At 57.7% G+C, this 22,945-nt stretch carries 21 protein-coding genes; 10 read left to right on the top strand and 11 right to left on the bottom strand.

The genetic code is table 11. The features are described 5' to 3' along the window. Window positions 1–6 precede the first annotated feature (6 nt). Window positions 7–1,140, top strand: a complete 1,134-nt coding sequence (gene ispG, locus Q1A51_RS01225) for a flavodoxin-dependent (E)-4-hydroxy-3-methylbut-2-enyl-diphosphate synthase (RefSeq protein ID WP_299605940.1) — start codon at window positions 7–9, stop codon at window positions 1,138–1,140. 45 nt (window positions 1,141–1,185) lie between these two features. Here the strand turns inward: ispG and Q1A51_RS01220 are convergent, their stop codons facing one another. Next, window positions 1,186–1,932 carry a DsbA family protein gene (locus tag Q1A51_RS01220; RefSeq protein ID WP_299605938.1) on the bottom strand — a complete coding sequence of 249 codons (747 nt, stop codon included), beginning with the start codon at window positions 1,930–1,932 and terminating at the stop codon, window positions 1,186–1,188. Window positions 1,933–1,935: 3 nt separating this feature from the next. Next, window positions 1,936–3,276, bottom strand: coding sequence for a M48 family metalloprotease (locus Q1A51_RS01215; RefSeq protein ID WP_299605935.1), 1,341 nt, complete (start codon window positions 3,274–3,276; stop codon window positions 1,936–1,938). Window positions 3,277–3,297: 21 nt separating this feature from the next. Between Q1A51_RS01215 and Q1A51_RS01210 the strand changes: the two genes are divergently transcribed. From Q1A51_RS01210 to Q1A51_RS01185, 6 genes are all read left to right on the top strand, one after another. Then, on the top strand, window positions 3,298–4,440 hold the full coding sequence (locus Q1A51_RS01210) for an aminotransferase class I/II-fold pyridoxal phosphate-dependent enzyme (RefSeq protein WP_299605933.1): 1,143 nt from the start codon (window positions 3,298–3,300) through the stop codon (window positions 4,438–4,440). Between the two features lie 63 nt (window positions 4,441–4,503). After that, the gene (locus Q1A51_RS01205) at window positions 4,504–5,712 is read left to right on the top strand and encodes an N-acetylmuramoyl-L-alanine amidase (RefSeq protein WP_299605931.1); all 1,209 of its coding nucleotides are present in this window, start codon (window positions 4,504–4,506) and stop codon (window positions 5,710–5,712) included. A gap of 103 nt (window positions 5,713–5,815) precedes the next feature. After that, the gene (locus Q1A51_RS01200; protein WP_299605929.1) at window positions 5,816–8,326 is read left to right on the top strand and encodes a penicillin-binding protein 1A; all 2,511 of its coding nucleotides are present in this window, start codon (window positions 5,816–5,818) and stop codon (window positions 8,324–8,326) included. An 83-nt stretch (window positions 8,327–8,409) separates the two neighbouring features. Then, entirely contained in the window at window positions 8,410–9,534 is a 1,125-nt protein-coding gene (gene prfB / locus Q1A51_RS01195; protein WP_299207116.1) for a peptide chain release factor 2, read from the top strand. Between the two features lie 39 nt (window positions 9,535–9,573). Next, window positions 9,574–10,989 (top strand): amidase, encoded by a 1,416-nt coding sequence (locus tag Q1A51_RS01190; protein WP_299605926.1) that lies wholly within the window; start codon window positions 9,574–9,576, stop codon window positions 10,987–10,989. Then, complete coding sequence (locus Q1A51_RS01185) at window positions 10,989–11,777, top strand: DUF2189 domain-containing protein (protein ID WP_299605923.1); 789 nt, start codon at window positions 10,989–10,991, stop codon at window positions 11,775–11,777. Before Q1A51_RS01190 ends, Q1A51_RS01185 begins: the two co-directional genes overlap by 1 nt. Here Q1A51_RS01185 and Q1A51_RS01180 read toward each other — a convergent pair. From Q1A51_RS01180 to Q1A51_RS01170, 3 genes are all read right to left on the bottom strand, one after another. Beyond that, window positions 11,774–11,992, bottom strand: coding sequence for a hypothetical protein (locus Q1A51_RS01180; protein ID WP_299207110.1), 219 nt, complete (start codon window positions 11,990–11,992; stop codon window positions 11,774–11,776). The two genes, Q1A51_RS01185 and Q1A51_RS01180, sit on opposite strands and share 4 nt — an antisense overlap. After that, a complete protein-coding gene (locus Q1A51_RS01175; RefSeq protein ID WP_299605920.1) occupies window positions 11,989–13,149 on the bottom strand; it encodes an aromatic ring-hydroxylating dioxygenase subunit alpha in 1,161 nt (386 codons plus the stop codon). The genes Q1A51_RS01180 and Q1A51_RS01175 overlap by 4 nt, the downstream gene beginning before the upstream one ends. A 98-nt stretch (window positions 13,150–13,247) precedes the next feature. Next, window positions 13,248–13,658 carry a hypothetical protein gene (locus tag Q1A51_RS01170; RefSeq protein ID WP_299605919.1) on the bottom strand — a complete coding sequence of 137 codons (411 nt, stop codon included), beginning with the start codon at window positions 13,656–13,658 and terminating at the stop codon, window positions 13,248–13,250. Window positions 13,659–13,874: 216 nt separating this feature from the next. On the opposite strand from Q1A51_RS01170, the gene Q1A51_RS01165 reads away from it, so the two are divergent. Beyond that, window positions 13,875–14,633 carry a helix-turn-helix transcriptional regulator gene (locus tag Q1A51_RS01165; RefSeq protein ID WP_299605918.1) on the top strand — a complete coding sequence of 253 codons (759 nt, stop codon included), beginning with the start codon at window positions 13,875–13,877 and terminating at the stop codon, window positions 14,631–14,633. Here Q1A51_RS01165 and ilvN read toward each other — a convergent pair. The 6 genes from ilvN to Q1A51_RS01135 all read right to left on the bottom strand — a co-directional run bounded on the left by ilvN (window position 14,630) and on the right by Q1A51_RS01135 (window position 20,534). Further along, window positions 14,630–15,190 carry an acetolactate synthase small subunit gene (gene ilvN, locus Q1A51_RS01160; RefSeq protein WP_299207102.1) on the bottom strand — a complete coding sequence of 187 codons (561 nt, stop codon included), beginning with the start codon at window positions 15,188–15,190 and terminating at the stop codon, window positions 14,630–14,632. The two genes, Q1A51_RS01165 and ilvN, sit on opposite strands and share 4 nt — an antisense overlap. Window positions 15,191–15,278: 88 nt before the next feature. Further along, the gene (locus Q1A51_RS01155) at window positions 15,279–15,605 is read right to left on the bottom strand and encodes a hypothetical protein (RefSeq protein ID WP_299207100.1); all 327 of its coding nucleotides are present in this window, start codon (window positions 15,603–15,605) and stop codon (window positions 15,279–15,281) included. Further along, complete coding sequence (locus Q1A51_RS01150) at window positions 15,602–17,353, bottom strand: acetolactate synthase 3 large subunit (RefSeq protein ID WP_299605916.1); 1,752 nt, start codon at window positions 17,351–17,353, stop codon at window positions 15,602–15,604. The genes Q1A51_RS01155 and Q1A51_RS01150 overlap by 4 nt, the downstream gene beginning before the upstream one ends. A 272-nt stretch (window positions 17,354–17,625) precedes the next feature. Further along, on the bottom strand, window positions 17,626–18,414 hold the full coding sequence (locus Q1A51_RS01145) for a methyl-accepting chemotaxis protein (RefSeq protein WP_299605914.1): 789 nt from the start codon (window positions 18,412–18,414) through the stop codon (window positions 17,626–17,628). Between the two features lie 48 nt (window positions 18,415–18,462). Beyond that, complete coding sequence (locus Q1A51_RS01140; protein WP_299605911.1) at window positions 18,463–19,107, bottom strand: response regulator transcription factor; 645 nt, start codon at window positions 19,105–19,107, stop codon at window positions 18,463–18,465. Beyond that, complete coding sequence (locus Q1A51_RS01135) at window positions 19,104–20,534, bottom strand: cache domain-containing protein (RefSeq protein WP_299605909.1); 1,431 nt, start codon at window positions 20,532–20,534, stop codon at window positions 19,104–19,106. The genes Q1A51_RS01140 and Q1A51_RS01135 overlap by 4 nt, the downstream gene beginning before the upstream one ends. A 250-nt stretch (window positions 20,535–20,784) precedes the next feature. Between Q1A51_RS01135 and Q1A51_RS01130 the strand changes: the two genes are divergently transcribed. Beyond that, window positions 20,785–21,870, top strand: a complete 1,086-nt coding sequence (locus Q1A51_RS01130) for a TRAP transporter substrate-binding protein (RefSeq protein ID WP_299207089.1) — start codon at window positions 20,785–20,787, stop codon at window positions 21,868–21,870. A 112-nt stretch (window positions 21,871–21,982) separates the two neighbouring features. After that, window positions 21,983–22,939: a TRAP transporter small permease subunit gene (locus Q1A51_RS01125; RefSeq protein WP_299605907.1), complete on the top strand. Its 957-nt coding sequence runs from the start codon at window positions 21,983–21,985 to the stop codon at window positions 22,937–22,939. Window positions 22,940–22,945 lie beyond the last annotated feature (6 nt).

Raw genomic sequence — 22,945 nt, 5'->3', positions numbered from 1 at the left:
TGTTTCATGTCGCTTAACCATATCCGTCCGTGGCGTAACATCTACCGTCGGGAAAGCCGTCAGATCATGGTGGGATCGGTGCCGGTTGGTGGCGATGCGCCGATCACGGTCCAGACCATGACCAACACCTTGACCACCGATGTCGCGGCGACGGTGGCGCAGGTGCAGGCGGCAGCAGAGGCGGGCGCGGACATCGTGCGTATTTCGGTCCCGGATCAGGCGTCGTCCAAGGCGTTGAAAGAGATCGTCGCTGACAGCCCGGTGCCAATCGTTGCTGACATCCATTTCCACTACAAGCGCGGGATCGAAGCGGCCGAGGCAGGTGCCGCCTGTCTGCGTATCAATCCCGGCAACATCGGGTCGCAAGACCGGATCAAAGAGGTCATCAAGGCCGCGCGCGACCACAACTGCTCCATCCGCATCGGCGTGAACGCTGGGTCACTCGAAAAGCACCTGCTCGAGAAATATGGTGAGCCCACACCCGACGCGATGGTGGAAAGTGGCCTCGACCACATCAAGATCTTGCAGGACAACGACTTTCACGAGTTCAAGATCAGCTGCAAAGCGTCTGATGTGTTCATGGCGGCCGCGGCGTATCAGAAGTTGGCCGAGGCCACGGATGCGCCGATCCATCTTGGGATCACCGAAGCGGGCGGCTTAACGTCCGGCACCATCAAATCCGCGATTGGCCTTGGCAACCTGCTTTGGATGGGCATTGGCGATACGATCCGCGTGTCCTTGTCTGCCGATCCCGTGGAAGAGGTCAAAGTCGGTTACGAAATTCTCAAGTCACTTGGTCTGCGGCACCGCGGTGTGAACATCATCTCCTGTCCATCCTGCGCACGGCAGGGTTTTGATGTGATCAAGACTGTCGAAGTGCTGGAAGACCGGTTGGCGCATATCAAGACGCCCATGAGCCTGTCCATTATCGGCTGCGTCGTGAACGGACCGGGCGAAGCGCTCATGACCGATGTGGGCTTTACCGGCGGTGGGGCCGGCCACGGCATGGTGTATCTGGCTGGCAAGCAAAGCCACCGGATGGACAATGACCAGATGGTCGATCACATCGTCGAAGAGGTAGAGAAGAAAGCCGCGGAACTGGACGCCGCAAGCGCAGCAGAGGCGCAAGCGGCAGAATAGCGAGTTCTTCTGGAGGCGGTCGGGCGTCCTGAAGACCTCAGCAGGTCATCCCCGCTTTTCGTCGACCAATGCCTGCATCTCATCAAAGGGCAGGAAGCCGCGCACAAGTTCGTCTTGCAGGACGAATGTAGGCGTGCCGGTGATCTGCAATCTTTGGGCTAGAGCACGGGTGCGACGGATTTCATCCGTCACCGCTTCACTTTCCATATGCGCTTCGATCGCGGTGGCATCGAGGCCAAAGGTCGATGCCATGCGCCGCAGCGTGCGCATCGATACATCGCCTGACATTTCCATCACAGCGTCGCTGACGTTCTTGTAGGCCTCTGAACCGGCGATTTGCTTGGTTGCGATAGTGAATCGCGAGGCAAGCAGCGACTGTTCTCCAAGGATCGGGAATTCTTTGACAATCAGGCGAATATTGCCATCCGTTTCCAATAGTTTGGCAACCTCACCATGGGCGCGTTTGCAGAACCCGCAGCGATAGTCGAGGAACTCGACCAGGGTGATGTCCCCATCGGGGTTGCCGCCGACAAAGCTGAAGCCGTCGTTGAAAATGTCTTCGGCGTTGTCGGACACAAGTGAAAGGTCGGCTTGAGCTTGTGCTGCAGCTTGCCTTTGTTCCAGCACCTGCACCGCATCCATAATCACCTGTGGGTTGTCCATCAGGTATGCGCGTACTTCTTCACGGAAAATTTGCCGCTCTTCGTCGGTCATCTGGCTCAGATCAAGCGCTTGGGCGGGTAAGGCGAGCGCCATGGCAAAAGAGGCTGCTGCGAGGGGGCGGAAGAACATGCTCTATCTCCGTTTCTTGCGCTTTTCTGCGCGTTCAGATGCAAGGACCACATCCTGTGCCCGTTGCCAAGGGCCAGACCCTTCTGACAGGAGGCCGGTGGCCCGCTTTGCATGAATACCGGCATCTTCGAGCCGACCACGCAGGGCGTAGCGCTCGGCAGTGATAAGTGACGCCATGCCGCGCTGGCCGGATTTCGCATAGGCCACGCTGAGATCGCGCAACATCGATCCATCCCGGAAATCAATGCGGCGGGCGCGTTCAAGGGCTGGCAGGGCCGCGCTGACATTTCCACTGGCCAAAAGCGCACGGCCATACCCGGCCTGTAGCAGCCCATCGTTGGGGCGCAACTGTACCGCACGGCCGTGCGCATTCGCTGCCGCTGCGAATTGCCGGGTTTCCATAAGAATTTGGCCCTTGAGATCGTATAGGAACGGATCCTGCGGGCGCAGAGCGATGGCTTTGTCGATGGCAGCAATCGCGCGACGTGTTTGCGAGTTCTGGTGTCGTGCAGCAGCCTCACGCATCAAGGCAATGTCGCGGTAGCCGCTTTCGCCCAATCGGTTCAGTGTCCAACTCGGGCGACGGGTAAAGGATGTCAGCTTGCCCTTTGCGCGCGCAAACCAATAGTCCGACGTGGCGGAGTCTGCGGTGGCAGAGCCGCCATACGCCGCTGCAAACCCTTCGATTGTGCGCAGGCGATCACGGCTCAGCGGGTGGGAGCGGACATAGGGGTCTTGTCGGCTTGCGCTCAAAACCTCTTGGCCCCGGAAAAGGCGAAAGACGTCCAGCATGCCGTCCAGATCGATGCCCGCGCTGCGCAGGTACCGCGCGCCCGATTGGTCGGCGGCCGTTTCTTCTGCCCTGGTATGGCTCAGAAAGTTGCGTTGTGCCGCGCTTTGCGTCCCGAGGCTTATAGCCGCGGCTCCTTCTCCGGCGCCTGCTGCTGCCGCAAGGATTGCCAGCGCCTGGCCAAGCGTTGCAGCCGTGCGGGCGTTTCCGAGGTTCGTAATCCTTCGCGTGATGTGGCCATTGGTAATATGCGCCGCCTCGTGTGCGATCACAGCCTGCAGCATTGCCGCGCGGTCCATCCGACTGATCAGGCCCGAATGGATATAGATCGCATCGTTGCTGATCACAAAAGCGTTGAGAGAGCTGTCATTGACCACGAGGATTTTGGTGCGTGATGCGCTCAATCCGGCAGCCTTGAGCACGGGCGCCGCCACTTGTGCCAGCGCGTATTCCATGTCTGCATCTCGCAACAGGGTTACCGCGCGCGCTGGCAGGGCAAGCGCAAGCGACACGATCAGGATTGACGCCACCCGCGCCAGGGTATGAAAGGTCATGGTGCGATCATAGGAGACGCCATGCGAACCTCAAGACGCAGCGATGTCGATCCCTTCATTGTGATGGATGTGATGGAGGCCGCACGAGCCGCGGAATCTGCAGGTCGCCACATAATCCATATGGAAGTGGGGCAACCCGGAACAGGGGCACCTAAGGCGGCGATCCGCGCATTGGGGCAAGCGATGGATGAAGGGCCGCTTGGCTATACCGTTGCATTGGGGCTACCTGCACTTCGGGCGCGCATCGCGCGGCTCTATGGCGACTGGTACGATGTTGATCTGAATCCAGACCGTGTGATCGTAACGTCAGGTGCGTCTGGCGGTTTCATACTTGCTTTCAATGCGCTGTTCGACAGCGGGGATCGTGTGGGTATTGGTGCTCCGGGTTATCCCAGCTATCGTCAAATCCTGACGGGCCTGGGTCTGACACCGGTCGATTTGCCGACGGCCGCCGCCAACCGTTACCAACCGGTGCCCGATGACTTTGCGGGCCATGATTTACGGGGTTTGCTTGTTGCCTCTCCGGCAAATCCCACCGGGACAATGTTGGACCATGCGGCCATGGCGCGTCTGGTTGATGCCACGCAAGAGGCCGGAGCCAGCTTTATCAGCGACGAAATCTACCACGGCATCGAATATGAGGCTAAAGCCGTCAGCGCCCTGAATGTCAGTGACGATGTCTATGTCATCAATTCGTTTTCCAAGTACTTCTCGATGACCGGTTGGCGTGCCGGATGGATGGTGGTGCCCGAGGATCACGTGCGCGTGGTTGAGCGCCTGGCTCAAAACATGTTCATATGCCCGCCGCATGCCAGTCAGGTGGCCGCGCTTGCTGCCATGGACGCAACGGACGAGATGCAGGCAAATCTGGATGTCTACCGCACCAACCGTGCCCTGATGCTGGAAGGTCTGCCAAAGGCCGGTTTCACGCGCATCGCGCCACCTGATGGAGCATTCTATGTCTACGCCGATGTGTCAGATCTGACCGATGACAGCCGTGCATTTGCTGCGCGGATACTGGACGAGGCGAGGGTTGCAGTAACACCGGGCCTCGATTTTGATCCCGTCCGGGGGCACCAGACCCTGCGTTTTTCTTACGCGCGTACAACGGATGATATTGCGGAAGGCCTGCGCCGACTGAAAACATTCATGGATGGGCGTTAATCGGGGATTCCCGCGAGGAGCGGGTGCCGCTATGCTGCACGCAAAACGAAAAGGGCAGTGGTGATGCGGGCGATCTTGATCGCAGTGGTGATGTGGTTTTTTGCTTTCTCGGCCATAGCGCAAGACCTGTCCGGTCTGGCGCGAGTGGATGTCACTGAAAGTGAGATTTCTGACGGCTGGTTTGGTTCAACTGATCTGACATTGTCGTTGAGCCAGGGCGTGCCATTCCGTGTCTTTTCATTGTCGGACCCAGCGCGGCTGGTTGTCGATTTTCGAGAGGTGGATTTCTCCGGTATTTCGCCGGATGCCCTGCTGCCCGAGCCCGGCCGCATTTCAGCGATACGTTTCGGAGCCTTCAAACCCGGATGGTCCCGACTTGTGTTGGATCTGAACGCGCCGATGATACCAAAGCAAATTGCAATGCCCGTCGATCCCTCATCTGGTCGAGCGGTCCTGACCATCGCATTGGAAGAGGTTTCGGCACAGGAATTCGCGGAACTGGCGGGCCCGCCGGGTGATGCCGATTGGGGGGTGCAGGCTGCAGACGAACCGCCCGGAATGCTGGAAGACGGTTTCGTGGTTGTCATCGATCCGGGTCATGGGGGGATCGATCCGGGGGCCGTGCGCGAGACCACCAGCGAAAAAGAACTGATGCTGGGCATTGGATTGGCCTTGCGCGACGCATTGCGCAGGGCTGGTGGTATCGAAGTTGTATTGACCCGCGACACGGACACGTTCGTTTCGCTGACGGGCCGGGTTGCTTTGGCACATCAGGTCGGTGCAGATGCTTTCGTGTCTTTGCATGCCGACGCCTTGAGCCAGGGTCAGGCAAGAGGTGCCACGGTGTATACTTTGTCCGACGAAGCAAGCGATGCGGCGTCAGCTCAATTGGCGGCGCAGCATGACCGTGCCGACATTCTGGCCGGTGTGGACCTGAGTGGCACGGATGATCAGGTTGCGTCGGTTCTGATGGATTTGGCACGCACCGAAACCATGCCCCGCACGGAAACTTTGGCGACGGCACTTATCGACAATATGGCCGCGGCAGGTGGTCCGATGAACAAACGCCCGCGGCGCGAGGCAGCGTTCTCCGTGCTTAAAAGTGCAGACATCCCATCTGTCCTTGTCGAGGTCGGATTTCTGTCGGACCAACGTGACCTTGCCAACTTGCGCGACCCTGTTTGGCGCGCGGTCATGGTCGAAGCATTGGCGGCGGGCATTCTGCAATGGCGGGATGATGATCTGGCAATGCAACCGCTGATCCGACAGTAGTCGTTCACATCGGCGATATCGCGCTGCCGTTCGCTTTTGACCCTGTCCGCGCCCTCGCGTATACCGGAACAAAAGCAACCGTTGAAAACAGGTGCGAGCGGTCATGTTTCGGTTCATTCTTTCCTTTTTTGGTGGGATTTTCACCACCGTAACGATGGGCATTGCCATGGTCGCATTGTCGATCGGGGCCATATTCTGGATGTATGGCCGGGACTTGCCCAGCCACGAGTCGTTGGCCCAATATCAACCGGCCACAATCAGCCGCATCTATTCGGGTGAAGGTCAGATCATTGACGAGTTTGCCCAAGAACGCCGCCTGTTTGCACCGGCCGAGACGATCCCGGACCTGGTGAAACAGGCGTTTATCTCGGCCGAGGACAAGAATTTTTATTCGCATGACGGTTATGACCTTCGTGGTATCGGCGCCGCCGCATACGATGCCGTACGCAGTCGCGGGCGGGATGTCCGCGGCGCGTCGACGATCACTCAGCAGGTGATGAAGAATTTCCTGCTGTCCGGCGACCGACAAGCTGAGCGTAAGATTAAGGAAATCATTCTTGCCGCCCGCGTGGAAGAGGCGTTGAGCAAGGAAAAAATCCTCGAACTGTATATGAACGAGATTTTTCTTGGTCAGAACTCCTACGGCGTAGCTGCAGCCAGTCAGACTTATTTCAACAAGACCCTGACCGAATTGGCGCCGCATGAGGCAGCTTTTCTCGCATCCTTGCCCAAGGCACCGTCGGACTTTCACCCGGTGCGACGTGCGGATCGACTGTTATCCCGTCGAAACTTCGTTCTGAAAGAGATGATGGAGAACGGATATATCGATGCCGTCACGTACGAGACAGAGGTGGCGATGCCGCTGCGATCCGTGCAAAATGGCGACTTCGAGAGCTTCAAGGCTGAGCTGCCGCCGCGTGATTACTTTACCGATGAAATTCGCCGTCAGCTGAGCGAGGACTACGGTGAGGGTGAGTTCTTTACTGGTGGCTACACGGTCCGCGCAACAATCGATGCCGAGATGCAACCCATCGCGGCCTATGCATTGCGGCGCCAGCTTGAAAGCTATGATCGGGGGCAGGGCGTCTGGCGCGGCACCGGCGAGAGCATCGAAGCGGATCAGCTTGAGAATTGGGAAGAGGCCCTCAGGGGTGTTTCTGTTGCGCGTGACATCGACCTGAACGGCGCATGGCGGCCCGCTGTTGTCTTGGAGGTCGAAGACCAGCAGCTGCGCATTGGTATCGAAGGGTGGACGGACAGCGAACCGGCCGCGGTTGTTCCGCGCGAAGACATCAAGTGGATCCAGGGCAACTTCTTTGACAATTTCGAAGTTGGTGACGTGGTGCATGTGCGTGCCATGACGGCCGATGACAATGGTTCCTTTATCCGTTGGACCTTGCGTCAGGTGCCGCGCGTGCAGGGCGGCTTTGTGGCCATGGACGTGAACACGGGCCGTGTGATCGCCATGCAGGGTGGGTTCAGCTACCAGAACTCGGTCTTCAACCGCGCCACACAGGCCAAGCGGCAGCCGGGGTCGTCATTCAAACCGTTTGTCTATGCGGCCGCCCTCGACAGCGGGTATTCCCCGGCCACCATCGTCGTGGACGCTCCGATCGAGATCAACACGCCTCAGGGCCTGTGGCGCCCGCGCAATTCGTCCAACAAGTTCTACGGCCCCACACCGCTGCGCACTGGTATCGAGCGGTCGCGGAACCTGATGACCATCCGTCTGGCGGAAGAGGTCGGTATGGACATTGTTGCCAACTATGCAGAGCGCTTCGGCGTTTATGACCGCATGGGGCTGTTCCTTGCCAACTCGCTGGGGTCCGAAGAAACGACGCTGTACCAGATGGTGTCGGCCTACGCGATGTTCGCGAACGGTGGTGAACGGGTGCAGCCCACGCTGATTGACAGGGTTCAGGACCGGTTTGGTCGCACCGTTTATCGCCATGATGAACGTGAGTGCCGTGACTGCACGCAACTGGCCAGCCTTGATCCGGGCATTGCGCCGCGGGTGGTATCCAATCGCCAGCGCGTAATGGACCCCGTGACAGCCTATCAATTGACATCGATGATGAAGGGCGTGGTCGATCGCGGCACCGCGTCACGAAGCGTGAACCTTCCAGTTCCAATTGCCGGTAAAACAGGGACCACAAACGACGCCAAGGACGTCTGGTTCATCGGATTTTCCAGCGACATCGTTGCAGGCTGCTACATTGGCTACGACCAACCGCGCAGCCTTGGCAAGGGCGCGTCTGGCGGCGGTATGTGTGGCCCCGTATTCAACACCTTCATGCAAGAAGCGATTGCTAAGTATGGTGGCGGTTCATTCGATGTGCCTGAGGAATGCATGTTCATCAAAATCGACCGCTTTTCCGGTGCGCGTTTGAGCGATGCGGCGGCAGGCGACAACGTGGTTAGCGAGTGTTTCCGGGATGGGTTTGAGCCGACGTTCGGCATCACTTTCGATGGTGGATTTGCGATGGGCGCTGATCTGCCCTTGTTCGAAGAAGTGGGCAGCGGTGGCCGTCAGGTGACCACCTCGACCGGCAAGAAAGCAGTTGTAGGCCCCAAGGCAAACTTCGGTACGCTGAGTTCGGGCGGTCTGTACTAAGCTGACCGTCCGGAGCACTCCAACTGATCTTGTCGCGCAGTCTTGCATGGGCTATCTCGAAGCTCTGCCAAGAAGGATGGGACATGCGCGCCGAAATTCAGAATGTCGTCGAAGAGATTGAAAAGTCGGTGGCTTTGTTGGCTCAGCGGCTGGATGTTGAAACGGCCCAGCACCGATTGGAAGAGTTCAACGCGCGTGTCGAGGACCCCAACCTGTGGGACGATCCCGAGGCTGCGCAAAAGCTGATGCGTGACCGCCAGATGCTTGTGGATGCCATGGAAACGCATGATCGCATCAAGCAGGATCTGGCAGATAATATCGAACTCATTGAGTTGGGTGAGATGGAGGAAGATGACGAGGTTGTCGCTGACGCGGAAGCTGCGATTAAGGCACTGGCCGAAACGGCGGCTCAGAAAGAGCTTGAGGCGCTGCTTGATGGTGAGGCTGACGGCAACGACACCTTCCTTGAGATCAACTCGGGCGCGGGCGGAACAGAATCCTGTGACTGGGCCGCAATGCTGGCGCGGATGTATGTCCGTTGGGCGGAAAAGAAGGGCTACAAGGTTGAACTGCAGTCCGAAAGCGCGGGGGAAGAGGCTGGCATCAAGTCGGCCACCTACAAGATCAGCGGCCAGAATGCTTATGGTTGGCTAAAGTCGGAAAGCGGCGTGCACCGACTTGTGCGCATCAGCCCGTTTGACAGTGCCGCGAAACGCCACACCAGCTTTACCTCCGTCGGTGTCTATCCCGTGGTGGACGACAATATTGAGATTGAGGTGAATCCTGCCGACATTCGCATCGATACGTACCGGTCGTCCGGCGCGGGCGGGCAGCACGTGAACACAACCGACTCGGCGGTGCGGATCACCCACGCGCCCACGGGTATTGTCGTCACCAGCTCTGAAAAATCCCAGCACCAGAACCGCGACATTGCGATGAAGGCGTTGAAAAGCCGCCTTTATCAGATGGAGTTGGACCGCCGGAATGCTGCTGTGAACGAGATGCATGAGAACAAGGGCGATGCGGGGTGGGGCAACCAGATCCGATCCTATGTCTTGCAGCCCTACCAGATGGTGAAAGACCTGCGCACCAATTACGAGACGTCTGACACCAAGGGTGTTCTGGACGGAGACCTTGATGGGTTGATGGCGGCCACGTTAGCTTTGGATGTATCGGGCAAGTCCCGGGCAGAGGCGCAGGCGGAGTAACCCGCCTTTGGCCTGCCAACTCGAAGGGAGGCCAATCACATGATCCAGCAAGGTGCGCTCGCACTGCGGACACAGTTGGATGCGGGCAACATCACTGCAGAAGCGCTCATGGAGCAGACGCTTAATCGCATTTCTGCAATCAATCCAAAGGTCAACGCGATTGTGTCGTTGCGAGATGCCGACGCTTTGATGTCCGAGGCGCGCGCGGCTGATTCAGCGCCTAAGGCAGGCTGGTTGCATGGCATCCCGATGGCTATCAAGGATTTGGCAAACGCCAAGGGCCTGCCGACCTCTATGGGGTCACCTTTGTTTGCCGGGCAGGTGGCGCAATCCGATGACATCATGGTGGCCCGGTTGCGTGATGCCGGAGCCATCATCATTGGAAAGACAAATACGCCGGAGTTTGGCCTGGGGTCGCACAGCATCAACCCGGTCTTTGGCGCAACCCGCAACCCTTACGATACTGAATGCAGCGCGGGTGGATCGTCTGGTGGGGCAGGGGTGGCCTTGGCCACCGGGATGCTGAGCGTCGCCGACGGCTCGGACATGATGGGGTCTCTGCGCAACCCGGCGGGATGGAACAATGTGTATGGAATGCGGCCAAGCTGGGGCCTCGTGCCGTCGGAACCGATGGGCGATAGCTTCTTGCATCAGCTTTCCACAAATGGGCCGATGGCCCGTACACCGAGCGATCTGGCAGCCCTTCTGGATACGATGACAGGGTCCGATCCACGCCAGCCGCATGGTGTCGATGCGCCGCCCGCATTGCCACAGATCGGTGGCGGTGCCGACGGGTTGCGCGTTGGTTGGCTGGGCGATTGGGGTGGCGCGCTGCCAATGGAGGCTGGTGTGTTGGATCTGTGCAAGGCGGCGTTGACGGAGATGGAGACGCTCGGCGTCACGGTGGACGCCTTGAATGCCCCGTTTGATCGCGATGCTATTTGGTCGTCCTGGATCACGTTGCGCAGTTGGGCTGTGGCAGGGAACCTTGAGGTTCTGTATGCGGACCCAGCCCAGCGCGATCAATTGAAAGACACAGCGATTTGGGAGATCGAACGCGGTCTCACCTTGTCTGCGATGGAAGTGCATAGGGCCAGTGTGGTAAGATCAAGCTGGTTCAGGGCCGCCACGACCTTGTTCGAAAGCTGTGACGTGCTTGTGCTGCCGTCCGCCCAGATGTGGCCTTTCGACGTCTCAATTGATTGGCCGCGCGAGATCGGTGGCACGGCGATGGATACATATCACCGCTGGATGGAAGTCGTGGTGCCCGCGAGTTTGCTTGGCTTGCCTGTTGTGTGTGTACCGGCCGGTTTTGGCGGTCCGCGCGATCTGCCCATGGGACTACAATTGATTGGACGCCGGGGCAGCGACGCGCTCTTGCTGCGATTGGCACAAGCATGGCACGATATGACGGACTGGCCTGCGCGCCGTCCCGGAATGGAGGATCTCATGTAATGGAAGCGAATCCGTATCCCAGCCTCCCGGCAGGTGTGCCGCCATTTGATGCGCCGCGGCCTGCATTTATTCGCCATGCATTATCTGCGGGTTGGAGTGATTTCCGGGCGGCGCCGGGCTTTGGTCTGTTGACCGGGATTGCCTCGGTCATTGCGGGTTGGGGTTTGATTGGCCTGACAATGTGGGCCGGTCACACGTTCTGGTTGATCCTCGCCGTATTCGGGTTCCCTCTGGTGGCTCCACTTTGCGCACTTGGAACTTACGAAGTGTCGCGGCGGATCGGGATGGGGCAACCTGCGGGCATCGGCGTAATCCTTGCACAGCTGCGGGAAGAACGGGGGAGACAACTGCCATGGCTGTCCATGCTGATGGTGGTTGCGCTGCTGTTTTGGTTTTTTCTGGGGCACATGATTTTCGCACTGTTTCTGGGCCTCAAACCTATGGTGAACGTCACGACATCGTTTGATGTTTTCCTGACCGTGGATGGCTTGATGATGATTGCGCTTGGCACCGTTGTCGGAGGCATCTTTGCCTTTATCTTCTTTTCGATGTGCGTATTTGGCCTGCCGCTGCTGCTGGCGCGCGAGGTGGATTACATGACCGCAATCCTCGCCAGTTGGGGGCATGTGCAGGCCCACATGGTCCCCATGCTAAGTTGGGCGGCTGTCATCGTGGTTTTGCTGTTTCTGGCGATGCTACCCGGACTGCTTGGGCTGGTGATCGTTCTGCCGTGGCTTGGGCACGCATCCTGGCACATCTATGCGCAAATGGCGGCAGGTGCGCGTTAAAGCGGTGTTTCGCGCCCCATGTCGATCAGCATTTGACGCAGAAGCGGGGCATCCGGATGTGCCGTGTCCAAGGCAAAGACGTGTGCTTGCGTCAGCAAAAAGGCGCGTTCATTCTCCGACGGCGCCGCAGTCGCAGCCTCTTGATACAGACCGACCAAAGTAGCGTGTTTGCCATCGGTATGTGCCGCCAGAAGACGCTGCTCAAGATCATTCATTCGGCAGCGTTGGCCGCCGCGCGATGGGCCATCATCCGTTCTGCAACCCAGGTGTGGAACAGGTGCGTCGGCCCATCCATCGCCGGTGAGAAGCGACCGCCGTCAAACGCCGGTGTTTGACGGCCGCGCTGCATACCTTCCACAACAAAAATATCTTCCTCGAAAACCTGCTTCCACTGCGCGGCGTTGCGCATCCTCAAAGCGGGATTGGTGTCAGGCTGCGCGTAATACAGGTGGACGTTTTCGGTCGTTCGCCCTGGGCCCTGTGGGATCAATATGATGGAAAAGGCATGATCGCGATGCACACCTAGCAGCACATTTGGATAGGCTGTGATGTATTCCGCCGCGGTGTCCCACTTGTCGCTCAATCCCTCGAAGTCTGGGAATGTGCGATTGTCGTCACCAGATAATTGCCGATAAACGCGCGTGCCTTGCCCTGAGTATCTATTGGGGGCTTCGATGTGGTAATGATCTTCGAGCCGCGAGTACGTGTTGAGATCCGGGTGTACCCACGGCAAGTGATAGCTCTCGCAATAGTTCTCGACCGCAAGTTTCCAGTTGCAGTTCACGCTGAGTTGGAAATGGCTGTCTTCGCCCCCGTGGTACAATGGTTTGTCAAACTCAATCCAACGGGCAAGCAAATCTGCGTTGGCCTCTTCAAAGGGCTGAGCATCGCCAGACAAATTGATCCAGACGACGCCCATCCACACGTGGCTGCGCACCTCGATCAGCCCTAGAAAGGATTTGTCGATCCCATCGGCGGTGTTCTGACCAGGTCCTCCCACATGGGGTGTTGAAACCAGTCGTCCTTCGGTTGAGTAACACCAGCTGTGGTAGGGACAGCGTATGGCCCCTTCGATCTTGCGGGGAGCATCGACCAGGATCATGCCCCGATGGCGGCAGATGTTGTGAAACACGCGTACTGTACCCGACTTGTCCCGGATCAGGAGCAAGGGAATCCCAAGAAAGGTCTGCGGAACGGTATCGCCCGGTGTCGGAACGCCCGCCGCAACGGCCAAACCTGACCAGCCTGCCATCAAAAGCGCCTCGCGCTCCTCCTCGAACACAGCCGGGCTGGTGTAGTGTTCGTTCGGCAGGCCATGTGCAGACGAAATCGGGCGGCGCACTGAACTCAGGGTTGTCGTTTCCATTCGCATTCCCCACCTGCTGTTTGACACACAAGGTATGTGTCACGGCGGTTGAGGTGCGCAGATTTTCGACAGAATTTTTCCGTGCCCGACATGTTGTCTAAGGTTTAGACACTGCGCAACTGTTGCGGCATACGCTCCGGAGCTGGATGGGCTTTGGAAGGAAGGCGGAAAGGAATGATTTCTGCCGAGTCCGTGACATCGACAAGTGCGCGTTTCTCGTGTCTGATTCGATGCAGGCTGTCGGGTAGGGCTGTGTCATGGTTTTGCTGCAGCAGATGCGCGCGCCTTACCTTACGTAGATTGCGTTCGGCAAAAGCATCAAACTCGACCATGTCGCCAACATCAAAGAATGCTTCCGGTAGTGAATCACAATCGTCTCTCGACAGGAAAGCGAGGTCGCCGTGGTCCTCACACCAGATGACTGCTTTCTCAGTTGTTGGATCGCTCCAAAGGATGACACCAATCATTGCTCTACCCAGAGTTAGACAGTTTTTATCAAACTCAATTCTAGACATTTACGACATGTCTAAGTCGGTAACGTTCGCTTGCATTTTGTGTCTGGAACAGTATCGTTCAGAAGCAGTTTTGCGTCACCTTTGATGCGAATTGGCGTCACGTTTTGAGCAAGTGGCTCGGATTGGCGTCGGATTAACGATTACATTCCGATTCGAGCACAAAACGAAGAGACAACTATGCCTGAAACGCGCAGATCACCGGCGGAATTGCGCAGCATGTTCGGTGAAAACTTGCGGATTCTTGCCGAAAGCTATCCGTCCATTTCTGAGCTGTCCCGCCAGTTGGGTATCAACCGGACACAGTTCAATCGCTATCTTTCTGGAGAGAGCTTTCCGCGGCCTGATGTCTTGGCACGCATCTGTGACTTCTTTGATGTTGATGCACGCGTGCTGCTTGAACCTGTGCAAAACATTATGTCAGGTTCTGATCCACTTACTGGTCCGCTCCTTAAGGATTTCGTCGGCGCCGGGGTCGGGCTGATTGATGAGAACCTGTTTCCTAGTGGGTTTTATCGTTTCGTCCGGGCCAGCTTTCTGGACACCGACAGATTTGTGACGGGACTGGTACGCGTCTTCAGAGATGACGGGGCCACGATTGTGCGGGGGTACGAAACCAAAGCAGCCTTGGGTGTGCAGGGAATGCCCATCACGCGGCAGGCGCGCGAGTTTCGTGGGTTGGTCTTGCGTCAGGAAGACGGCGTGAGTGCACTGATCTCGCGTCGGGGGTCTCACACAGCATCGTTCAATTACCTGAGCCGGGTGACATCTTTTGAAAACAATGTCTGGGTTGGGTACGTGGCGCGTACCGTGCAAGAGACACTGAGCAATGACCGGGTCGTGCGCATGATCTATGAGCATCTCGGTACGAGCATTGGCGCCGCAAAGGCCGCAGCGCGCGCGTCGGGATACTGCACGGAAGATGAGTTAACACCCTATGAAAAGCGTTTGCTGAAGGTGGGCGAACCCTTTGCCTAGTCGCCACGGGGCAGGGCGGCAACGCCCGTCCGTGCCACCTCTACCAGCCCAAGTGGACGCATCAAGTCAGCAAAAGCGTCAATCTTGTCCGGGGCGCCGGTAATCTCAAACACGAAGCTTTCCAGAGTGCTGTCGACCACGTTGGCGCGGAAAATATCAGCCAGGCGCAGCGCTTCCACGCGTTTCTCACCTTGGCCCGAGACTTTGAACATGGCCAGTTCCCGTTCAACAGACGGCCCTTCGACTGTCAGGTCGTGGACTTCATGCACGGATACGATCCGCCCGAGCTGCGCCTTGATCTGCTCGATCACTTGCGGTGTACCAGTGGTCACAATTGTGATGCGGGACAGATGGCCGGTGTGATCTACCTCGGCCACCGTCAGGCTTTCGATGTTGTAGCCCCGCCCCGAGAACAGGCCAATGACGCGTGCTAGAACCCCTGGTTCGTTTTCGACCAGTACCGCCAAGGTGTGTCGTTCTTCCACGTCCGAAAAGGTGGGGCGTAGGTTGTATGCGGAGTGGCTGGTGGAGCCTTTTTTAATTTTCAGAGCTGACATATCACTAGTCTTTCAAAATTGAGAGCCATTTGGCTAATTTGCTCTGGCTAGAGCCATTTGGTGCCGTGGCCACTTGCATAAAGCGCCTTTACTCATTCGTTGGGACTGCGACAGCATACAGTATACAAGAGCGCCCTGAATTGAACTTACGGCATTCTCCGAGCGCCAGTCGCTTACTTTCTTCAAGGCTGGAATATCCCCAAGCGCGGCCCCCGCCAATACCATCCGTCGTTACATACATTGCGCTGTAGACAGTCGCGATTTCCCGGAATTCCTGATACTTCCGCGCGCTCTCATCGCTGAGGTTTACGCTGGCCAAGCGCTCGATTTTCAGCTCCGGTTCTATGACCGGTGCTTCGCAAGCAGCGAGAGAAACACTTGCGATTAAAGCAAACAGAAAAATCGCGTGTTTCAAACCAAAACACTCCCCATGGCATCAATTACACCCTGTGTCTCGGCCTCGCCCAGCAGCATCTCGTTATGCGCCTTGCCTGATGGGATCATCGGGAAGCAGTTTTCGTGTTTCTCAACCAGACAGTCGAACAGGACGGGTCCATCGTGGTTGATCATCTCCATGATTGCTTCATCCAGGTCGTCCGGATCGGAGCAGATGATGCCCTTGGCGCCAAACGCCTCGGCAAGTTTTACGAAGTCGGGCAGGCTTTCGGACCACGAATGTGAATAGCGCTTACCATGCAGCAGCTCCTGCCACTGACGCACCATACCTAAGCGTTCGTTGTTGAGGATGAATTGCTTGACCGGCAGGTTGAACTGCATCGCTGTCCCCAGTTCCTGCATGTTCATCAGCCAAGATGCTTCGCCCGCCACATTGATCACCAACGCTTCGGGATGTCCCATCTGTACGCCGATCGAGGCTGGGAAGCCGTAGCCCATTGTGCCCAAGCCCCCGGATGTCATCCAGCGGTTCGGATCTTCGAAACCGAGGTACTGCGCTGCCCACATCTGGTGCTGGCCCACCTCGGTACAGATGTAGCGATCATGGTCCTTGGTCAGAGCCTCCAACCGCGCCAATGCGTGCTGCGGTCTGATGGTTTTGCCTTCTTGCGTGAACTTCAGGCAATCCACAGCTTTCCATTCATCAATCTTAGCCCGCCACTGCGCCAGTGCAGCCTGATTGGTTTTGCGCCCGCGCGACTTCCAGACCTTTAAGATGTCCTCCAACACGTGCCCGACATCGCCGACAATCGGGATGTCCGCCTTAATCACCTTGTTGATCGAGGACGGATCGATGTCGATATGGGCTTTCTTTGATTTTGGACTGAACGCGTCAATGCGGCCCGTGATCCGGTCGTCAAACCGCGCACCAATGTTGATCATCAAATCGCAATCGTGCATCGCCATGTTGGCCTCGTAGAGACCGTGCATACCAAGCATGCCCATCCAGTGTTTCCCACTGGCAGGATAACAACCGAGGCCCATCAAGGTGGACGTGATGGGGAAGCCCGTCGCATCCACAAGTTCCCGCAGCAGCTGGCTCGCGCCCGGGCCGGAGTTGATGACGCCGCCACCTGTATAGAAAATCGGGCGTTTGGCTGTCTCAATTGCGGCAGCCAACTCTGTGATCGCCTCCATGTCACCCTTGACCTGCGGCTGGTAGTGGGAGGTTGAAGGTTTGGGCGGGTTGTATGTTCCGGTTGCGAACTGCACGTCTTTTGGGATGTCAATCAGCACTGGGCCTGGGCGGCCAGCGGTTGCCACGTGGAATGCCTCATGGATGACGCCTGACAGGCCGTCAGTTTCCTTCACAAGCCAATTGTGTTTTGTGCAGGGGCGGGTGATGCCAACCGTGTCCGCTTCCTGGAACGCATCCGATCCGATCATGAACGTAGGGACCTGACCCGTCAGAACGACGATCGGGATCGAATCCATCAGCGCATCTGTCAAACCGGTCACGGCGTTGGTGGCACCGGGGCCGGAGGTAACAAGGCACACGCCGGGCTTGCCTGTCGCACGTGCATACCCTTCGGCTGCGTGCACTGCGCCTTGTTCGTGACGCACAAGGATGTGCTTGATCGAGTTCTGCTGAAAGATCTCGTCATAGATCGGTAGCACAGCGCCACCGGGATATCCGAATACCGTGTCCACACCCTGATCAATGAGGGCTTGGACGACCATTTTCGCTCCGGTCATTTGACGTGTCATGTTCCGCGTGCTCCGATTTGCGGTTTCTGTTGCGCATAAAAAAACCCCCGGGTTTCGGGGGCGCATGGGTGTAGATCTGGATTTCCGTTACCGGCCCATGCGCATGTCCACTACGATGACGACTAGTTCAGTCATTAACCCTGAGGTCCTTTTCTGCGTGAGCAAACATTATGCGTACCCCAAAGGAGGGTCAACAGTGGAAAAACAGAAAAAACTGTCCCGCGGCTGGAAAAATGTGAAACTTTGTTTCGCGTGAGGCCTTCTTGTCGACATTAAAGGTAATTTTTGCCTCTTTTTGCGATGCTGCAGCCATCCTCACTGCCAGTCATGGCCGCTATCTCGGAGCGGGCGGTGGTGGCCAGCATCTGAATCTCTTCGGCCAGAGTTTTGAATTCGACCGCGATCACACCCAGGCCGCGGCCAGCATCGCCGACACGTGCCGCTTCGACCGATGCGTTGAGAGACACAAGGCGGACATGTTTGCCGATCTGTTCAAGCCGGGTCAGAGTTTTGGAGATCGCATCCCCGGCCGCACTTGCGCGCTCTACCTCTTCATGACGTGACGCGTCCAACTTGGCCCAAAGACCGTCGCAAAACCCGGTGACGCTTTCGAAGAAACCACCGCGTCCAACCCGCAAATGGACATCAAGAGCGTCGCGCAACCGTCGGACATCATCGCCGCCAGCGGCAAGAGCGACATCGTTTGTGAGGTCGCTCATTCTCACAAAGTCAGCGACCGTCTTGGGGTTTTCGGATCCATGCTGTCCAATCCACTCACAGACCCAGTCAGGCACGGCCTTTTGGGGGTCCGTTCCCCGCACAATTGCCGCCGAACGTGCGATAGCGTCACGCTGTTCGTTCAGGACGGCCCGCCATTGCGCCCGCTTTTCGCTGGTTTCGGGTCCAAGCGGATTTACGCGGAACAAATATGACCCAAACAACGCAGAACGGATGGCCCGCGCCCGTGTGGTTGCAATCAGGTCGATGGCAGCCCTGCGCTGTGCAAAGCGCTCCGTATCCGTTTCTGGTGCATACGTGGTTCGAAAAGACGGTTGTGACATGCCTGAGCATTGCCACTGATCACTTTAGAAATCGTTAGGAGGCGCCGCCTAAAGCGCGTTGCCGGTGCCCTGCAGCACGCCATGTTCGAGTGCGTAGCGTGTCAGGCCAGCGGTCGAAGAGATACCGAGCTTGCGCTTGATATTCTTGCGGTGGGTTTCAACCGTCCGTACGGAGATGTCCAAGGCGTTTGCCACTTCCTTGTTGGACATCCCTTGTGCGAGTTGCAGCAGGATGGTTTGCTCGCGTCCGGTCAGCGCGCCGGCGACATCTGCGCGCTTGGGCGCAATGGCCCCTTCTGCCCCAGTGCACAGATAACGTTCACCTTTCATGACAGTTTCTATCGCCTGTGCAATCTCTTCGGTCGGTACGTCTTTCAACACGTAACCCATCGCACCGTGGCTCAGGGCGGATGAGATGTATTCGGGACTGTCATGCATGGATAAGATAAGAATGCGTGTGCCCGGGCGTTTTTCCAGAACAAGTTCGGTGGCTGTCAAACCGCCCATCTCGGGCATGTTGAGATCCATCAGAATGACGTCCGGATCAAGAGCGTCCAGTTGATCAATCACGGCACGACCGGTGCCAAGTGTTCCGACGACAGAAATGCTATCGTGGTCCTCAAGAACAGATTGGATGCCCTGCGCGACCATTGGGTGATCGTCAACGATCAGAACGCGAATTAAGTCAGTCATGCGCGTGCGCGCTCCTTACCGGTTGTCGAGCTTTCTGGTGGCAGCAGGTGCGTCAATGGTACCGTTGCTTCGATCACGGTGCCACCCTGCTGGCCCGCACCAGACAGGATGCGCAACGTACCATCCAGCTGCTCCACACGTTCCTGCATGTTTCGCAAACCAATTCCTGCAGACCTTCGGCTGACGGTCTGGTCAAGACCGACACCGTTGTCCGAGATGCGCAGCGTTGCCCCGCGTTTGTGACCCCGCAGATCGACGGACACGTTTGTTGCCGCGGCGTGCCGTTCGATGTTGGTAAGTGCTTCCTGCGCGATGCGATAAAGCGCGATTTTGGCATCCTGATCCAGTCGGTTGCGGAACACCACGGTTTGGAAATCCGTCTCTATCCCGGTCCGGTTCGCAAAATCCTCGATCAGGGCTTTCAGGGCGGGGCCAAGCCCCAAGTCATCCAATGCGCCCGGGCGCAGATCACGACTGATGCGGCGTACTTCCGAAATGGCCGTGCCCAAGTTGTCTATGCCTTGGGTCAACGGGGCTGTTACGTCGCCACTGCCCTTGTCCAAACGCCGCCGCGCACTGTCGAGCGCATAGCGGACACCAACAAGAATCTGGCTGATGCCGTCATGCAATTCACGGGCCACGCGGCCGCGTTCCTCTTCCTGCGCGTCAAAGACTCGTTGCGTCAGTTTCTTTAGCTTGGCATCGGCCAGACGGCGTTCACGAAAGTTCAGCGCCATGCCGGAGCCAAAGACCATCAGCAGGGCAGCCAACGTGATGGCGGATATATAGTAGAACGTGCGTTGCACCCGGGTTTCAACATCGGCGCGCGCCTCAGCAACCGAGGTCAGGACGTCATCGATATAGACGCCGGTGCCAACAGCCCAACGCCACGAGGGGAAGGAGGTGACATAGGTGATCATCTCCGCTTCCTGACCGTTGGACGGCTTCGGCCAAAGGTGGGTCAGGTATCCGTCGCCCTGGCGCGCGATATCGATCAGGTTGGAAACGACATGCGTGCCACGGCTGTCGGTGAGCGCAAGATGGTTTTGATTGATCATCTCGGTTTGGCGCGGATTGACCAGATTTGTGCCGTCATAGTCGTAAACGAAAAAGAACCCTTCATCCCCGTAGATCATGGCAGACAGAATCTGGGCCACCTGATCTTTGGCTTCCTGATCGTCGGGTGCGGCGGATCCATAGATGAAGTAGAATCCGTTGCGCGCCTGCGTCACGTAGTTGCGCAGTTCCCTTTTCTTGGCCTCGATCAACTGGGTTTCCAGGGCCTGTATCTCCCGCTCGGCCAACGCGCGGGATTGTATGGCAACCAAGACAGCGATTGCCGCGACCGCAAGGATAAGCGGAACCGCAGCCACAAGTGACAGCTTTTGCGCATAGCTCAGGCGCAGATTGGAAAGGGCATGTCGCACAGCATGATTCGATACGCGGATTACCGCTCGAATCAAAGAGGCACAGCGAAAATTACGTGCGCTAACAGGATCGCGGTAGAATGAAACGCGGTCAAAATTGGTGAAAAAAACTGACCAAACGCGCAGAATTGCCGACTTTCTACGCAGTACTAGGTATTTTCATCGTGGCCGCCATCGCTAGTGTGTCGGCACTCGAAACGATCCGCCCCCCTGGGAGGGGAAGGGCATCATATTTGGGAGGAGTATCTCTATGGATCGTCGTTCTTTTCTAAAGACGTCTGCACTTGGTGGGTCCGCCGCCGCTGCAACAACTCTGGCCGCGCCGGCCTATGCGCAGGGCAAGCGCACGCTGACAATGGTCACCTCGTGGCCCCGCGGCTTTGCCGTTCTGGATGACGCGGCAAGCTATCTTGAGCAATTCGTGGGCGAGATGTCGGACGGTCAGCTGACCATCGACAAGAAAGCCCCGGGCGAGCTGGTTGGCGCGTTCGAAGTGTTCGACGCCGTGTCGTCGGGCCAGGCGGACATGTACCACTCGGCTGACTACTACTTCATCGGTCAGCACCCGGCATATGCCTACTACACGGCCGTGCCCTTCGGCGGCACCGCGCAGGAAGTCACCAACTGGTACGAGCACGGCGGCGGCCAGGAGCTGCACGACGAGCTGGGCGAAATCTTCAACCTCAAAGGTCTGCTGGCAGGTAACTCCGGTTCGCAATCCGGTGGTTGGTTCCGCAACGAGATCAACTCGGCTGCTGACTTCAACGGCCTGAAGTTCCGTATGCCCGGTCTGGGCGGCAAGGTGCTCGGCAAGCTGGGCGCATCCGTGCAGAACATCCCCGGTGGTGAACTGTACCAGGCGCTGTCGTCCGGTGCTCTGGACGGTCTGGAGTGGGTTGGCCCGATGGCTGACGAACGCGCCGGCTTCCAGGAAGTGGCAAAAGTCTACTACACTGCCGGTTTCCACGAGCCGGGTTCGGCTCTGGCTGCCAACGTGAACCTGGATGTCTGGAATGACCTGACACCACAGCACCAGGCAATCCTGACCAACGCTTCGCGCGCGGTCACGCACTACCAGCTTGCCGAAACACTGGCCAACAACGGTGCTGCGTTGGCACGTCTGCAACAGCAGGGCGTGAAAACGCTGCAATTCTCGGACGACGTCTGGGATGCGTTCGGTGCGGCATCTGCAGAGGTTATGGACGAGAACATGGGCGACGAGCTGTTTGCAAAAACACGCGCCTCGTTCGAAGAAAGCCTCGCCACCTCCGCCAGCTGGATCAACAAATCCGACGGCTATTATGTCCAACAGCGCGTGCGCGTGCTGGGCGGCTAAGCCGACACTTTCTGAAAATACCAGGGGCTCCGATGATCGGGGCCCTTGGTTCACGTGAGGAACTGAGGCGATCAGTCAGCCACGCGCTGGTAGTATCGTAGGGGGCACATTCATGGAAAACGAAAACGGCGCTGAAGCCGCAGGCACCTTTGCAACGCTTGTAGATGGCGTTCTCTGGTTCTTTCAGAACCTTGGCCTGGCCTTCTACAATATCGCCTATGCCATCACGCACCCAGCGTCATGGCTGGATTGGGTCACTTGGGCCAACACCCCCGAGGACAAACTGTCCTTGATGAAATTCGTTTACTACGGCGGGTCGACGCAATTCTTCTTTGCCGTCCTCGCCATTATCCTTGTTGTCACCGCCGTCGGCCTGTGGAAACGCGAGTTCATGTGGGGCTGTGTTCGGGTGATGGAGGGCATTGCCAACACCTCTGGACGCCTTTTTGCTTGGGCTGGCCTTTTGATGGTGCTGCAGCAGATCATCATTGTATTCATGCAGCGGATCTTTACCCGGCCAGATATCTCAATCGGCTTCGGAATCCCGTTGCAGTTCGACATCTCCTGGTTCGCAGAAGAGCTAAAGCTCTATAACGCGCTCGTTGTTTGTATGTGTGTCACCTACACCTTCGTGCAGGGCGGGCATGTGCGTGTGGACTTGTTCTATTCCGCGGTGAAGTTCCGCACCAAGCGCGTGATCGACATGTTCGGCTCGCTGGTGTTCATGCTGCCCTCGGCCACGCTGATCTGGATGTATGGCTGGTATTTCCTGTGGCGCCACTTGGTGACGCCCAAACCGGCCGCAAGTTGGGATATTGAGCGCGCTGAGCGGTCGGCCCGCGCAGTGCGCTGGAACGTTGAAACGATCGGGTTCAGCCCCAACGGCTTCAACGGGTACTTCCTGTTCAAAATCCTGCTGGTCGCCTTTGCGGGGCTCGTATTCCTGCACGCAATCGCCTTCTTCTACCGCTCGTATCTTGAGTGGAGGGAAGGCGAAGAGAGCGAAGGCAAATACCTCGACCGCGATACGCTGGGCGAGGGCGAAGAAGCCTACGAAGGCACACACTGAGTTAGG

This window comes from uncultured Tateyamaria sp. (assembly GCF_947496075.1).
Classification (GTDB): domain Bacteria; phylum Pseudomonadota; class Alphaproteobacteria; order Rhodobacterales; family Rhodobacteraceae; genus Tateyamaria.
The sequence above is the reverse complement of the archived record's forward strand: the minus strand, read 5'-3'. Positions and strand labels throughout refer to the sequence as shown.

What these genes read in the sequence shown, in the direction of transcription:
- ispG (WP_299605940.1), top strand. Translation starts at nt 7, where the DNA reads ATGTCGCTTAACCATATCCGTCCGTGGCGTAACATCTACCGTCGGGAA.
- Q1A51_RS01220 (WP_299605938.1), bottom strand. Translation starts at nt 1,932, where the DNA reads ATGTTCTTCCGCCCCCTCGCAGCAGCCTCTTTTGCCATGGCGCTCGCC.
- Q1A51_RS01215 (WP_299605935.1), bottom strand. Translation starts at nt 3,276, where the DNA reads ATGACCTTTCATACCCTGGCGCGGGTGGCGTCAATCCTGATCGTGTCG.
- Q1A51_RS01210 (WP_299605933.1), top strand. Translation starts at nt 3,298, where the DNA reads ATGCGAACCTCAAGACGCAGCGATGTCGATCCCTTCATTGTGATGGAT.
- Q1A51_RS01205 (WP_299605931.1), top strand. Translation starts at nt 4,504, where the DNA reads ATGCGGGCGATCTTGATCGCAGTGGTGATGTGGTTTTTTGCTTTCTCG.
- Q1A51_RS01200 (WP_299605929.1), top strand. Translation starts at nt 5,816, where the DNA reads ATGTTTCGGTTCATTCTTTCCTTTTTTGGTGGGATTTTCACCACCGTA.
- prfB (WP_299207116.1), top strand. Translation starts at nt 8,410, where the DNA reads ATGCGCGCCGAAATTCAGAATGTCGTCGAAGAGATTGAAAAGTCGGTG.
- Q1A51_RS01190 (WP_299605926.1), top strand. Translation starts at nt 9,574, where the DNA reads ATGATCCAGCAAGGTGCGCTCGCACTGCGGACACAGTTGGATGCGGGC.
- Q1A51_RS01185 (WP_299605923.1), top strand. Translation starts at nt 10,989, where the DNA reads ATGGAAGCGAATCCGTATCCCAGCCTCCCGGCAGGTGTGCCGCCATTT.
- Q1A51_RS01180 (WP_299207110.1), bottom strand. Translation starts at nt 11,992, where the DNA reads ATGAATGATCTTGAGCAGCGTCTTCTGGCGGCACATACCGATGGCAAA.
- Q1A51_RS01175 (WP_299605920.1), bottom strand. Translation starts at nt 13,149, where the DNA reads ATGCGAATGGAAACGACAACCCTGAGTTCAGTGCGCCGCCCGATTTCG.
- Q1A51_RS01170 (WP_299605919.1), bottom strand. Translation starts at nt 13,658, where the DNA reads ATGTCTAGAATTGAGTTTGATAAAAACTGTCTAACTCTGGGTAGAGCA.
- Q1A51_RS01165 (WP_299605918.1), top strand. Translation starts at nt 13,875, where the DNA reads ATGTTCGGTGAAAACTTGCGGATTCTTGCCGAAAGCTATCCGTCCATT.
- ilvN (WP_299207102.1), bottom strand. Translation starts at nt 15,190, where the DNA reads ATGTCAGCTCTGAAAATTAAAAAAGGCTCCACCAGCCACTCCGCATAC.
- Q1A51_RS01150 (WP_299605916.1), bottom strand. Translation starts at nt 17,353, where the DNA reads ATGACACGTCAAATGACCGGAGCGAAAATGGTCGTCCAAGCCCTCATT.
- Q1A51_RS01145 (WP_299605914.1), bottom strand. Translation starts at nt 18,414, where the DNA reads ATGTCACAACCGTCTTTTCGAACCACGTATGCACCAGAAACGGATACG.
- Q1A51_RS01140 (WP_299605911.1), bottom strand. Translation starts at nt 19,107, where the DNA reads ATGACTGACTTAATTCGCGTTCTGATCGTTGACGATCACCCAATGGTC.
- Q1A51_RS01130 (WP_299207089.1), top strand. Translation starts at nt 20,785, where the DNA reads ATGGATCGTCGTTCTTTTCTAAAGACGTCTGCACTTGGTGGGTCCGCC.
- Q1A51_RS01125 (WP_299605907.1), top strand. Translation starts at nt 21,983, where the DNA reads ATGGAAAACGAAAACGGCGCTGAAGCCGCAGGCACCTTTGCAACGCTT.